The following is a 12,929-nucleotide window of genomic DNA, read 5'->3' on the forward strand; positions in this document are numbered from 1 at the left end:
CCGGGGACGTTTTCCATGGTGCCTTGCCAGCCTAGAGTCCATGCACCGCATTGTAAGCCAGTGTTGTTGGCGTGGCTACCGGTAACGAAAATCTTGTCTGTTGTCTTAAGCGGGAGAACTTTTTTGTTTTTCAAAATGACGAGGCTCTTTTGCACGGCTTCGCGGGCGAGCTTGCGGTGCTCTGCACTGCCGATGTTCTTTATGACGCCAACGTAAGCGGCTGGGCCGCTTGGATTGTCGATTCTTCCCGCGCGGATTTTGGCGCGCAAGATTCTGCGGCATGCGTCCTTGACGCGTTCTTCGCTGATTGCGCCCGATGCGACGAGTTCCTTCATGCTCTTGACAAAGCTTTCGGCGGATTGCGGGACCATCGCCATGTCGAGACCTGCGTTGATGGCGTTCTTGATGGCGTCTTTCGAAGAAATTCCGGTGACGAGCCCGGGCGAGTAGTCGCCTGCGGCGCCTGGCGTTGTGGAGCTTTCGATGCCTTCCCAGTCGGCGATAACGTAACCGTCAAATGCAAGTTCGGTCTTGAGGATGCCTGTGATTTTTGCGGAGTCTACGTGCTGGTGGATGCCATTCACCTGGTTAAAGCTTGCCATGACGCTTAATGCGCCTTGTTCAATGCCGGCTTCGTAAGGCGGCAAATACTTTTGGCGGAGAACTTTGTCTGTCATGGTGGCGTTCCCGCGGTCGTAACCATTGTCTGTGGCGCCGTCGCCAATGAAGTGTTTGAGGGTTGTAATGACGCGCCATTCGGCGTCATTGTTGTCGCCTTGCTGACCGCGTACAAATGCGGCTCCGAGGTCAACGGCAAGTTCCGTTGTTTCACCAAAGCCTTCGTACACGCGGCCCCAGCGTTCGTCCTGCGGAACAGTGATGGCTGGTGCAAAGTTCAAGTCAATGTGTGCAGCCCACATTTCTTCGGCGACGGCTTGCCCGATTTTACGGACGAGTGCGGAATCTCGCGTGGCGCCGAGCCCGATGTTGTGCGGGAAAATCGTTGCGTTCTCTACGTCGGCGACGCCGTGGACGTTGTCCTTGCCGTAGGTGACTGGGATTTTCTGTTTCCACGCGTTGGCGTAAAAGTCTGCCGTGTAAGCGCCGCCGCCCTCGAGTGCGGACCCGCAGATACTGTTGCCGCATTTTACGGTCGGGGCTTTGGCTTGCGCCATTTGTGCAATCATGTCGTCGAGCGTCATTTTTGCCATGATGCTGTCTATGCGGTTTTCAATCGGGGCGCGCTTTAGCGTGATGTTGCCGTAATTCTTTTTGCCAGGAACGACGCTGAGCGTTTCGGGTAAAAATCCTGCTTTGCGTACGACGATGCTTTGGCCTTTCTTGGCGTTGCCCAAGCTGAATGCGCCGTTGTCGTTTGTGAGTGTTCGCGCGTTGGCGATGAGCTTCGGAAGCGTCCTGACGGTGACTGCCGCATTGTGGACGGGAGCGCCCGATTCGTCGACGATGGTTCCTTTGATGCTTGCCTGAACTGCAGTGACGGCCACTAAAGTCGAAAATGCAAAGATGCCGATTTTTGGAAAGCTCATAATTTACCCTTTTACAACATCAATCTATATTCGATATGGTAGCAGTGAGCGCGCGCACTCCTAATTTGCTGTGTACGTCTGGAAACAGCTTTAGTTTTTTCCACCGGGCGTTGTGATTGGGGTGGCTGTGTTGCTCAGGTGCTTGAAACTTGGGGTCAGTCCTTCTATGCAGTCGGTGACGTTGTCGCTAGATGCCCAGAATTTGATGTTGTGCGCCCCTTCACTAAGGGAGTAGTTGATAAACCACTTGTTGCCTTTGGGGCAGTCGTTTAGGCTTATGGTGGATTCAACGGACCAGTCGTAATAGAATCCTGTGGCGTCGTAGGTGAAGTTTGTGGTGCTTGCGATTCCGCGGCTGTTGCCGGCGGGAGATTTGTACCCGATGTCGTGCCAGTTCCCGCCTTTTCCATGCTCGAACGTGTAAGTTTCTTGCATTTTCATGTATGTGCCTGCGGCTACGCTGATTTCGGAGGCTTTGGATTTGTCAATAAAGCCGAATAGCTTAGGAACGGCTACTGCCGATAGGAATCCTAAAATGACGACAGTGACCATCAGTTCGATGATGGAAAACCCTTTTTGCTCCATATAGCTCCCTCTGCTTTTCCTTATAAAATAGGATAATTACAGTTGGAAATTATGGGAAAAATGTAAAAAAATAGCGTTACCTTGTTAGATAACGCTATTCGTGGGGCCTCCCGGACTTGAACCGGGAACCAACGGGTTATGAGTCCGTGGCTCTAACCGATTGAGCTAAAGCCCCAGTTCACCCAAAATTAGTAAATATTTCGAAATTGTCTTCGCCCATTCGTAGTGGAATCCGCTGTAGGCATTCACGACGCATTTGTCCCAATCTGCGACTTCCGTGTTGTACACGTTGATGGCGTCCTTGATGCGGCGAAGCATCTGATGCGGGGCGTTTGCGTCATCGACGAGGAATGCGTTGGCTTCGCCTGCGGTCTCGAGGGTGTAGTCGGTGAGCATGCTTGCGATGCCGACGTTACGACCTGTGAGGGGGAGTGTGCCAGCGGCCATGGCCTTGAGGATAATCGAGGCGGACGGCTCTTGCAAGTTTGCAGCAAACAGAAGGTCCGATGCGGCAAGCGTGTTGCGCAATTTTTCCCTGTTGTTCGCTTCTTCGGAGTCGAACTGGAGGATGCGGATGAAGTTGCCGTACTGGTGCGAGACATCCTGATAGTAGTTCCATTCGGGGTGTTCCGGCGAAATGCCTACGATGATGAGGACGTTTTCTTTCGCGATGTCCGAAAGAATTGTCGCAAGCGTTTCGGAGGCGTTGCCCGATTCCATGTCCATGTGGCTGTAAATGATAAACTTGTTCGAGAGGTCCATCTCGAACTGGCGACCGAGGCTTGCCTTGGCAATGCGCTTTGCTTCCTTGATAGGGCGTTTTGCTTCGTCGTTAAAGTCCCAGAACTTGTAGTTTACGCCGAACTGGATGCCGAGGAGCTTGCTGCTGTTGCGGTTCAAGAATCCGCTGAGTCCGCCGGGGAGGTTCGTGTTGAGCATGGCGTCGCGGTAGCCCGACGATGGGAACAGCACCTTGTTGGCGTACAGGATGCCCGCTTTGAGGAGGCTGACCTTGCCCCAGAATTCATAGCCGTCCATGTTGAAGTCCTTGCGCGGAAGGCCGATTTTTTCGATTTCGCTCGGCTGCACGTGGAAGTCGTATGTAATGTTATGGACGTTGAAAAAAAACGGGATGTTGTGGAATGCTTCCTGGTAGACTGTGTGGCAGAGCGCACCGACGAGGGCTCCGCCCCATTCATGGCCGAGAATGGCCTGGAACTGGATGCCGCTTTGTGCACTGTAAGTGAGCACCGCCGATGCGAACATGGCAAATCTCAGGTGGTTGTCGCTGTAGGGAAGGGCGTGCGGTGGTCCGTAAACGTAAGGTCTACCGAAGTATTCCTCGTTGTAGATGTAGGTGTGGAGCGGGTCGTCTTCGGAACGCCAGACCTCGAACGGCTTGTTTTGTAGCGCTTCGACGCCTTGATAAACACAATGATACTTGTCGGGATCGATAATATGGTCTTTATAGAACGGCGAACAGGTAATAACCTGGGAACCAGCGTTGGCAAAAGCCTGCGTCATGCAGTTGACTGCGGTTGCGAGGGGGCTCGGTACCTTCCAGTTCCCCGCTTCTGGAGTTACGACGAGTATATTCATTGGTTTTTATACACTCCAAATAAAAATTTACCTATAAAAATAGGTATGTATAAATTTATTTATTTAAATTTCAACTGAAAGGGTGAATTTTATTTTTTAACCTGATAAAGAGTCCTTTTCAATATTTTCTGTTAAAACTTCATCTGAAGGATACAAAATGAAGAAGATTTTCATTGCTGCTTTGGCTACTGCCGTCGCCTTGACGATGACTGGCTGTAAGGGTACTAACGAAAAGCGTGGTGACGAACACCTTAAGGAAGGTCGTTTCCGCAATGCTATCAACTCTTATCTTGAGGCAAAGAAGAAGGGCAAAATGTCCGATGAATTCTTTGACAACTTCACCCTCGCTCTTGTGCGTGCCGGTGATATGGAATCCAAGAAGGACTTGAGCAGCGACCTCATCAACAACTACTTTGAAAAGGCTGCATCCAACATCGGTAAGGTCAAGGAAGACGCCACCGTTGAAGAATATGTGAAGACGCTCGGTGAAATCGGTAAGCGCCAGGCCGCCCAGGAGGGCGTGGACTACGCAACGATCATCAACGCATTTGCAAAGATTGACTCTGCTGAAGTTGTCGCCAAGACCCGCCACGTTGCAGAATCTGCCATCAAGAGCATCCGCGAAGAAACTGAAAAGCTCTATGTCTCTCGCAACTTGCAGGAAGCCTTGGGCGAAGACGATCCGGTCGTGAAGGAATACATGCTCCTCCGCATGGCTGAAATGGCTCCGACGAATCAGGAAATCCAGAATGCTTTGAACAAGAGCCGCAAGGCCACTCGCGGTTACTTCCTCATTTTTGGCGAAAACGTTCCGGACTTGAGCGGCAAGCAGCGTGTGGACAAGTGGGGCTACGTAATGGCTCTCCCGACTATGAAGCAGTCCAAGAATGGTTTCTCTTGCGAACTCCAGTTCTGGGCATCTACGGGTAACAATACGGAACTCGACCCGTCCCAGATCAAGCTTGTTTCTACCGATGGCAAGGAAGTCTATGCCAAGGGTAATACGGGTTGGTGCGAAGCCGAAGTTCTCGTTGGCAAGAAGGGCGACGAAAAGATTGAAAAGAAGCAGAAGAAGTTCAAGGGCAAGGGCAAGTTGATGAACGAATTCCAGTGCTCTGTGAATGTCAGCTTCTCTTACCCGAAGGGCTTTGTTCCGGACTACATCGAATACAAGGATAACTTCGGCATTGGCCGTAAGTACCTCGGTCACTAATTCGTAACGGAATTAAGGAATGTGAAAGGCTCGCCGCGGATGCGCAGCGGGTCTTTTTTTCGTTATGCTGATGCTGGGGCATGGTTTGAAATGTCGTCTTGAAAGAACGGTTTATATAAACTAAAATGCTGTTTTCTGCTATTTTTACGTGAAAAGATGGATAAAACGAGTGCTTTTCACGTAATTTTAAATACAAACTAAATGAAATTGGCTGGATTTTAGTTTTTGGGGTTCCCTGAAGGAGTTCTTGAGTATTTTTTTGGGATAGTTTAGGTTGCCAAAAAGGTAATAAGATGTTTAAAGTCATCTTTTTTACGTGAAAAAGGGCAAAAGGGTTGATTGTTTCACGTAAAAAACGGCTTTTTTCAAAAATTTTGTTTTTTTACAGATGTGTTATGTTGTTTGCATCCCTGATTGCAAGGCTTCTTTGGATGAACAAAAAAATCCCCGGCAGTATTGCCGAGGAACTAATTACAATCGTCTAATAGCTATTGACCAATAACCAATGACTATTGACTAACCACTGACTAGAAATCTGCGTGGGCGCTCATGCCAAGGGAGAACTTGGTTGCTTCGCCGACGACCGGGTTCTTGTCCTTGCTGAAGTTGTAGCCGAACCAGAACGTGACATTCGTGTTGAGTGTCGGGTAGAGGTAGAAGTTCATGCCGAGGAACTTGAATTCGTCCTTGCTGATTTCGGAATCCGGATCGTGGTATTCAAAGCTTACGCCGAGAGAGAACTTCTTGGTGATGTTAAAGCTTGGTTCAATGGCGAAGAGCATCTGGTCATCCGTGAAAATCTGGTCCGCGGCTTTGTAACCTTCGCCCTTGTTGACGATGGCGTAGAAGTAATTGAGACCCAGGTTGAAGATGCCGTAGTTTAAGCTCGGCTCGACGAGGAAGGAGTGGACGGCGTCGCCTTTGTACGGATGGATGCCGTAAACGGCGTAGACGCTATAGTTCAGGATTTCAAGGCTTTTGGAGTAGTCGAGTTCTGTGCCGAAGAAGTAGGTGTAACCGCGGCCAACTTCAGAACCGAAGACCCAGTCCACGCTCGGGGTGATAGTCAAGTGTTCGTCCGGGCGGTTCAAGAGCTTGAGGGCGTAGGTTCCGAATACGGCGATTGCAGCCTTGCTGTCGTCGGTTGCACCGATGTAGAACTTACCGTCGCCGAACTTGTTGTTGCCGACTTCGACACCGAAACCGCGAACGCTCTGGTCACGGGAAATGGCGGCGTAACGGCTCGGATCGCGCCAGAAATAATAGTTGAATGTACCTGCGTTGTAGGTCAAGTCACCGAATACGAAGCTCACATCCTGGAACGGCTTCCAGCGGAGTTCCACGCCGTCGAAGTTGAATGCGGTGTAGCGGTCTTTGTCGCTAGTGATGGCGGTTGAACGCGGAAGACCATGGCGGATTTCAGAAGCCTGGTCGGAGTTCGTGATGTTGCTCTTGGTGTTCGTGAAAACGGTGACGGAGACATTTTCGTCGAGGTTTGCCGTCACGGACAAGTCGATGTCCTGGTTTGCGGCGTTGGTGGGGTCAAAATCCTTGTCGAAATAGCTGGCAAAGTCAAAATCGACGTTTCCGTGAATTTCGACGTCGGCGGCCATGGCAAAACCGGTGGCGGCAAGGGCAATCGGCAAAATGAGTTTACGCATACAATCCTTCCAAAAAGATTTGTTTGATTTTACGTGCAAAAGATAGAAATATCTTTATCGCAAGACCAATGTTTGGCTCCATCTTCCCTTAAAAATACGAATATGTTACGCCTTGACGGATTCAGTTTTGTAAATTTACAAGCGTCTTTAAAAGAGGTGGATATGAAATTCTCCCCCCGTTTTTTTGTTTTCTTATCGTTTGCCCTGGTGCAAGGTGTTTGGGCGTTGACGGCGGAACAGGTTCTGGACAAGTCCAAGGCTTGGTTCAAGTCGGGTAAGGCCTGGAGCCTTAACTTCAGAGCTCAGGTTTTTCAGTCGGATTCCCCGGATATCCAGACGCAGTCGGGCAGCCTCGTTGTTGCCGAAGGCGACAAGTTCAAGCTGGACTTGCTCGGCATCAAGTTCTTTAGCGATGGCGAAAGCCTTTGGCAGTGGAACGTGGAACAAAAGCAGGTGCTCATCAAGGCGGTGGAGGACTTATCTAGCTCGCTCCATCCGTCGGAACTTTTGTTCAAATACTTGAACTGCAAGGCGCTTGGCATGAGCGAAGGCGAATTTGCCGGCCAGAAACTTTGGGTCTTGAAGCTTGACCCGTCAAAGTATGCGGGGCAGTTTACCAAGATGGAAGTATGGTTATCCAAGAAGGATTTTTCCCCGGTGCGCCTCTTTACGGAGGACCCTGCAGGAAATGCGACCTGGTATAGCATTATCGACATGAAAGTGGTCAAGAAAATTTCTAATGATGATTTCAAGTACAAGCCTGTTGCAGGCGTTGACGAAATCGATATGAGGTAGCTTGTGAAAATGGGCACGATGAAAAAATTTATGGCGGGCCTCCTTATGGGGGGAGCGTTGTGTACAAATGCTCTTGCGGGCGAAACGCTGTTCAGTAACTACGTGTATGCTGTAGGACCGGCTGGGAGTACCGGCTCGTTGTGGGCTTTTTCTCGAGACAATTCCTATAGCGGAGTGACACTCCTGAATTTTAGAGTTACCGATAACGGTGTTGTGACTACGGAAAGTACGCGGCATGCGCAGGTCGAAACGGATACGCTGACTGCTGTGCAAGATGGAATTTTTGAAGACGCCCTTGCGGAACGTCGTCGAATTCCGGCCGTCTTTGCGGGGGGTGGGCTTGGACTTGTGCTTCCGATGTTTGCCATGGACGATAACGACCGTTTCCGAAAACCGGCTGGCTTTTATACCTTGCGCGATTTGGACAACGTTATTGAAAATCCGATTAGCATCCCCTCGGTTGCCGAGGACTTGGATACCTTGGAAAAAAATCCGATGATGTATGCCACTAGCGGCTTTGCTTACGATTCTACGGCGAAACGTCTTTGGGTGGCACGTGGCGCCTTGGGCGTCATGGTTCACGACTTGTCTGGAAAGAATGGCGCTAAGGATACAACGTTTATCCTAAATTCAAAGTCGGGAAAGCTTGAAGAACTTAAGAAAAGTACAGAACTGGACTTGAACGAAAATTTGGAAATTTTCGATGTTCGTTTGCATCCCGAAACTGGAGCCGTTTGGCTTGCGACGGCGAAGGGAATCTGGGTCCAGTCTTCGGGCGGTTTCAAGAATTTCTCGAAGAGTCTCAAGGATTCTCGCGTAACAGGACTTTGGATGGGCGGTGAGCCTCTTCAGGTGATTGCAGAGACTGCCTACAAGAAGAACGATGATGTTATCGGCGGTCTTTGGCGCATGAGCGGGAAGGCTGGCGATTTCTCGAAGGTGGATTTCTTGGATACTGCAGGCAAGGTGCAAAAGAAAGACCTCTATGACGAAGCCGATTACACGGTGGGCGATATCGCATTTGTCGGTAAGACTGCTTTGGTGCTTGTTCGCGCTGTGGGTGGCTCTATCAGTGGGTTTCTCAAGCTGGATTCGCTTGGCGCGCGTGCCTGGGAAGATGACGGTAAAAACAAGTGGCTGTATGGCTATGAAACAGGCGTGACAGACCGTAAGATGACGCTTATGTCGATGTGCACGTTCATGCTTTCGAAATCTCGTTTGGGGCTTGCTGTTGCAACGGAAGGCAACGGCATCTCCGTGTCGGCGGATTCTGGCAAGACATGGAATGTTGTTTTAAACCACGCCCGTCTTGATAATAATCTGGGTTCAGTCCGCATGGTGCCATCCGTGATTACACCGGGCGACGATGCTACAAATCAGTCCCTGGTTTCGTATAAGGTTGGCCGCGAATCCAAGGTTACGATTGAAGTGTTCAGTTACGACATGCGAAAGGTCCGCACCATTGTGAAGGATGCGGTTCGCTATGCAGACCCGTCCCGCAGTTCGAATCCGAAGGAAGACTTTTGGGATGGACGCGATGATCATGGCAAGGATTGTACGATGGGTGTCTATTACATCAGGGTAAAGGATAATCATGGTCACATTGGCTGGGGCAAGGCGATGACGCTCGGAGGTAACTTCAGATGATTAATTTTAAAAGTCTTATAGTTACAACGCTGGCCGTTGGTGCTCTTGCTTCTGTGGCGATGGCAGGACCTTTTACGAAGAAGTCTGAACTTGGTGGCTTTGACGGTTTTGTGGAACGTATGGGCGGCGGTGTCCGTGAACTTGGTCGTGGTAATACTGGTTCGGCCGATACGGCTGCAATGCCTGCGGCTTACTGGAACCCGTCTTTGCTTGGTTTCCGTGAAAATATTGGTATTACGGTGAACTTTGAAAAGCGTGACTTGGACCGTGTCGGTGGCGCCTTTGGTGTCGAAGGCAAGGTCGGAAAGCGCATGGGCGTTGGCTTCGCCATGCTCTACCGTGGTGATACGGACTTTAAGGTTATTGACGACGATGATGAAACGCTCGGCTCGGCGGAACCGTTTTTCTCGATGTTCTACCTTGGATTTGCTTTCCGTGCGACGCGACAGGATGCGTTTGGCCTTTCGCTATCGATGAGCTATGACAATATGGACATTGCGCAGTACTACGATGGCGTTGAAGAGGCGTTCCGTAGCCCGGTGACCATCAACTTGAGCTGGTTCCGCCAGTGGAACGATAAATGGTCCTCTTCTGTTATCATCCGCAACTTGAGCTTTAGTAAGAACTTGTCTGCAAAATGGACGAAAAACCCGAGCCGTGATAATACATTGAGCTCGACGGAAGGCGTGCGCCCGAAGGTGTTGCAGATAGGTCTTGGCTACCGTTCTAAGATTATGGGCAAGCCTGTTTATGCTTGGATGGAAGCGATTGACTATCAGGTTGCTGATACGCTTTTGGCTTTTGACCCGCAGCTTCATGTTTGGACTGGTCGCGTCGGTTTTGAATGCGAGGCTATTCCTAATGCGACGTTCCGCGTGGGTATGGACGATTTGAACTGGATGCTCGGTGCTGGCTACAAGTTTGAAATTCGCGTGGGTAGGAGAAGGTTCCCGATTGAAGTGAACTATGCGTTCCTTTACGAAACGAGTGCGGGAATTTGGTCTCCGTTCAGTCTTGGCTTGCGGGGATACATTCCTTGATCTCTAAAGTGTTCATTTCGAAGGTGCGCAGTCTAGAATCGATGGACTGCAACTTCGATGCTCACATCAATGTGATTTGCGGACCGAATGGCTGCGGCAAGACGACGATTTTGGAGTCGATTTATTTGCTTGCGCAGGGATTCTCGTTTCGGTCGCGTGATTTGCGTGAACTGATTACATGGAAGCAGAACGAACTGATTCTGCGCGGTGAATTTGAAGATGAGGGGCGCGAGCGGAAGCGAGCGCTTCGCGTGTTTTCTCGCGGGAGCGAGGTTCGTGAAAACGGTGAATCGCTTAAGTCTCCGACTGCGTTTTTCGGGACGTGCCCGGCGGTGATTATGCAGCCTTCGGACATTGAACTTTTGCGTGGCGGGCCGGAGGTTCGCAGGCACTGGCTCGATGAAATTCTCTGTTTCCGTTCTTCTGCAAATTCTTTAGTGTTGCGCAATTACAAGCGCGTGCTGCAACAGCGTAACAAGTGGCTTAAGGAATTTAAGCAGAAGGGTTCTGCGGTTGGTGGCGAAGACTTGTTCCGTGTGCTCACGCAACAGCTGATTGAACTTGGCGCAAAACTTTGGGTCGCGCGAATTGCACTTTCGAAAGAAGTCTCGGAAATTATTACGCGGTACTATCGCAAGCTTTCGGGCGGGGTGGATGAAATCACTTGCGCTTACAAAAGCTCGATTCTCAAGACGCTGGATGCGCTCGATGCGGCGGACCCGCTATCCGATGAGATGATGGATGAATTTCCGGCGGGTGCGATGAGTGCTAGCGGGGAGTGCGCGGAATGTTTTGCGGACGGTTCTGGGAATGTCGCCGGGAGTGCGGCGGACGGCTCGGATGTCGTGAGCGAAGACATGCTGCGGAATGCGTTTGCGCGAAAACTAGCGGATTTGGAATTTGTGGAACGCTTGCAGGGAATGACAATGGCGGGGCCGCACCGTGACGACTTGGCTCTGTGTGCGTCTGGTTACGAGATGCGTTCTGTCGGGTCGCAGGGGCAATGCCGTTCGGCGGCAGTTGCGATGCGTTTTGCGGCGGTCGATGTGGCGTCACGCTATTTGACGAAACCGATTTTGCTTTTGGATGATATTTTCGCCGAGCTCGATGTGAACCGCCGTGATGCGGTGGCATCGCTCATTCGCGAAAAGCAGTGTCAGGTCGTGATTGCAACGCCGCAGTCGGAAGATCTGCCATTTAAAGCAGATGCAATGTTTGAATTAAAGATTTAGTTAATGGTTGATAGTCATTAGTCATTAGAATTTATTTCGTATTACGAGATGGCGACCCCGCAACAGGTGCGGGGTGACAATGTAGCCGAGGCTGAAATCAGGGGGAGGCCTCCCCCTCCCTCAGTAAACAAAAAAAATTGCGATTGCTTTTCTGTCTACTTCCTACAGTCTACCGACTACTTATTTATTCTTCAGCAAATCACGAATTTCGGTGAGGAGCTTTTCTTCGGCGCTCGGTGCCGGAGGTGCTGCCGGAGCTGCGGCTGCTTCTTCAGCTTTCTTCTTGCGCATGTTCTGCATAAAGCCGAGGAATTTCTTCATCATGAGGAACACGGCGAATGCGACGATGAGGAAGTTCAGGACTTCACCGATGAACGTGCCGTACGGAATGGCGATGCCTTCGGAGGTCGTGTAGACGAGCGTCTTGATGCCTTCGCCTGCGTTCTGGCCGCCGCACTTGGCAATGACTGCAGTGACGAGCGGCATGACGATGTCGTTCACGAAGGAGTTAACGATTTTACCGAAGGCGGCACCGATGATGATACCGATGGCCATGTCGACGATGTTGCCCTTGAAGGCAAATGCCTTGAATTCTTCAATGAGTGAAGCTGCTTTGTTTTTGATTCCCATTTCTTTCTCCTTGTTGGGTTGTTTAACGTTATTAAATAATAGGAAAAACCTTTGATTATTGGCTAGCAATTTTTAAATTTGGCGCGTTATGTCATGGTTAATATTGGCTTTTGCTTCGGCGGTTTTTCTTGGCTTTTACGACTTGGCTAAGAAGAAATCGGTTCAGGATAACGCTGTCCGTCCGGTACTTTTGCTCTGCAGCGTTTTTTACGCGCTTTTGATGTTGCCGGTACTTTTGTCCGGGCATTGCGAGCCGCTGACTTTGCATGACCACCTGTTTTTGATGGTGAAGTCGGTGATTGTCGGCGGGAGCTGGCTTTTCACGTACAGCGCGATTGCGCATATGCCGCTCAGCATCTCGACGACGATTCGTGCGCTTGCTCCTTTGTTTACAATCATGATTGCGGTTGGCTTTTTGGGCGAGCGTCCGCAGGTGATGCAGTGGGTGGGTATTGCAGTTTGCGTTTGTTCGTACATCGGGCTATCGCTTGCGGGTCGCAAGGAAATGGGGCATTTCTTTAGCAACGGCTGGGTCGTGGCGATGCTACTCGGGACGATTTTGGCGGCTTGCAGCGGCATTTACGATAAGCTGATTTTGCAGCGCATGAATTTTGAACCGTTGACGGTTCAGGTTTGGTTCAGCATTTACATGTGCGTGGTGCAGTTCTTTACGACGATGTTCACGTGGTACCCGACGCGTAAAAAGACGACTCCGTTTCAGTTCCGTTGGTCGTTCTTGGCGGTGGCGGCGCTCTTGATCATCGCTGACCGTTGCTATTTTTTGGCGGTGAGCGATTCGGATGCGTTGATTTCTATCATTACGGTGCTGCGTCGCTCGAGTGTGTTCATCAGCTTCTTGGCGGGAATTCTTATATTCAAGGAACGCAAGAGCAAGACGAAGTTTTTTGCGATGTTGGGCGTGGTCATTGGCTTGTGCCTGATTTCGCTCGGACGTTGATTTTTAATGGTCGCGGAGTAGT

11 protein-coding genes and 1 tRNA gene are annotated in these 12,929 nt (G+C 50.5%); 6 read left to right on the forward strand and 6 right to left on the reverse strand.

From position 1 onward, the window contains the following. From B3A20_RS06990 to B3A20_RS07005, 4 genes are all read right to left on the reverse strand, one after another. Positions 1-1,547: glycoside hydrolase family 3 N-terminal domain-containing protein (locus tag B3A20_RS06990; RefSeq protein ID WP_290763116.1), on the reverse strand; the 1,547-nt coding region annotated here is incomplete at its 3' end. 90 nt (positions 1,548-1,637) lie between these two features. Continuing rightward, positions 1,638-2,132 (reverse strand): type IV pilin protein, encoded by a 495-nt coding sequence (locus tag B3A20_RS06995; RefSeq protein WP_290763118.1) that lies wholly within the window; start codon positions 2,130-2,132, stop codon positions 1,638-1,640. Positions 2,133-2,233: 101 nt separating this feature from the next. Next, positions 2,234-2,307: transfer RNA gene (locus tag B3A20_RS07000), tRNA-Ile, on the reverse strand. After that, a complete protein-coding gene (locus B3A20_RS07005) occupies positions 2,298-3,731 on the reverse strand; it encodes a glycogen synthase (RefSeq protein ID WP_290763120.1) in 1,434 nt (477 codons plus the stop codon). Before B3A20_RS07005 ends, B3A20_RS07000 begins: the two co-directional genes overlap by 10 nt. Before the next feature lie 157 nt (positions 3,732-3,888). On the opposite strand from B3A20_RS07005, the gene B3A20_RS07010 reads away from it, so the two are divergent. Next, a complete protein-coding gene (locus B3A20_RS07010) occupies positions 3,889-4,944 on the forward strand; it encodes a hypothetical protein (protein WP_290763122.1) in 1,056 nt (351 codons plus the stop codon). A 527-nt stretch (positions 4,945-5,471) separates the two neighbouring features. Here the strand turns inward: B3A20_RS07010 and B3A20_RS07015 are convergent. Further along, positions 5,472-6,605 (reverse strand): hypothetical protein, encoded by a 1,134-nt coding sequence (locus B3A20_RS07015; RefSeq protein WP_290763123.1) that lies wholly within the window; start codon positions 6,603-6,605, stop codon positions 5,472-5,474. Between the two features lie 162 nt (positions 6,606-6,767). Here B3A20_RS07015 and B3A20_RS07020 point away from each other — a divergent pair, with 162 nt between their 5' ends. From B3A20_RS07020 to recF, 4 genes are read left to right on the forward strand one after another with little or no spacing between them, the layout of a single operon-like run. Then, positions 6,768-7,400: a LolA family protein gene (locus tag B3A20_RS07020; RefSeq protein WP_290763125.1), complete on the forward strand. Its 633-nt coding sequence runs from the start codon at positions 6,768-6,770 to the stop codon at positions 7,398-7,400. An 18-nt stretch (positions 7,401-7,418) separates the two neighbouring features. Continuing rightward, positions 7,419-9,047 (forward strand): hypothetical protein, encoded by a 1,629-nt coding sequence (locus B3A20_RS07025; RefSeq protein WP_290763127.1) that lies wholly within the window; start codon positions 7,419-7,421, stop codon positions 9,045-9,047. After that, positions 9,044-10,087, forward strand: coding sequence for a hypothetical protein (locus B3A20_RS07030; protein WP_290763129.1), 1,044 nt, complete (start codon positions 9,044-9,046; stop codon positions 10,085-10,087). Before B3A20_RS07025 ends, B3A20_RS07030 begins: the two co-directional genes overlap by 4 nt. Positions 10,088-10,095: 8 nt before the next feature. Then, positions 10,096-11,319, forward strand: coding sequence for a DNA replication/repair protein RecF (recF, locus tag B3A20_RS07035; RefSeq protein WP_290763131.1), 1,224 nt, complete (start codon positions 10,096-10,098; stop codon positions 11,317-11,319). A 180-nt stretch (positions 11,320-11,499) separates the two neighbouring features. On the opposite strand, the gene mscL is transcribed toward recF, so the two are convergent. After that, positions 11,500-11,949 (reverse strand): large-conductance mechanosensitive channel protein MscL, encoded by a 450-nt coding sequence (mscL, locus tag B3A20_RS07040; protein WP_173564911.1) that lies wholly within the window; start codon positions 11,947-11,949, stop codon positions 11,500-11,502. 88 nt (positions 11,950-12,037) lie between these two features. Here mscL and B3A20_RS07045 point away from each other — a divergent pair, with 88 nt between their 5' ends. Next, a complete protein-coding gene (locus B3A20_RS07045; protein WP_290763134.1) occupies positions 12,038-12,907 on the forward strand; it encodes a DMT family transporter in 870 nt (289 codons plus the stop codon). Positions 12,908-12,929 lie beyond the last annotated feature (22 nt).

Source organism: Fibrobacter sp. UBA4297 (assembly GCF_002394865.1).
In the GTDB taxonomy this organism is placed as follows: Bacteria; Fibrobacterota; Fibrobacteria; order Fibrobacterales; family Fibrobacteraceae; genus Fibrobacter.

Excerpts from the sequence above, each read along its gene's own strand:
- B3A20_RS06995 (WP_290763118.1), bottom strand. The coding sequence starts at position 2,132 with ATGGAGCAAAAAGGGTTTTCCATCATCGAACTGATGGTCACTGTCGTC.
- B3A20_RS07005 (WP_290763120.1), bottom strand. The coding sequence starts at position 3,731 with ATGAATATACTCGTCGTAACTCCAGAAGCGGGGAACTGGAAGGTACCG.
- B3A20_RS07010 (WP_290763122.1), top strand. The coding sequence starts at position 3,889 with ATGAAGAAGATTTTCATTGCTGCTTTGGCTACTGCCGTCGCCTTGACG.
- B3A20_RS07015 (WP_290763123.1), bottom strand. The coding sequence starts at position 6,605 with ATGCGTAAACTCATTTTGCCGATTGCCCTTGCCGCCACCGGTTTTGCC.
- B3A20_RS07020 (WP_290763125.1), top strand. The coding sequence starts at position 6,768 with ATGAAATTCTCCCCCCGTTTTTTTGTTTTCTTATCGTTTGCCCTGGTG.
- B3A20_RS07025 (WP_290763127.1), top strand. The coding sequence starts at position 7,419 with ATGAAAAAATTTATGGCGGGCCTCCTTATGGGGGGAGCGTTGTGTACA.
- B3A20_RS07030 (WP_290763129.1), top strand. The coding sequence starts at position 9,044 with ATGATTAATTTTAAAAGTCTTATAGTTACAACGCTGGCCGTTGGTGCT.
- mscL (WP_173564911.1), bottom strand. The coding sequence starts at position 11,949 with ATGGGAATCAAAAACAAAGCAGCTTCACTCATTGAAGAATTCAAGGCA.
- B3A20_RS07045 (WP_290763134.1), top strand. The coding sequence starts at position 12,038 with ATGTCATGGTTAATATTGGCTTTTGCTTCGGCGGTTTTTCTTGGCTTT.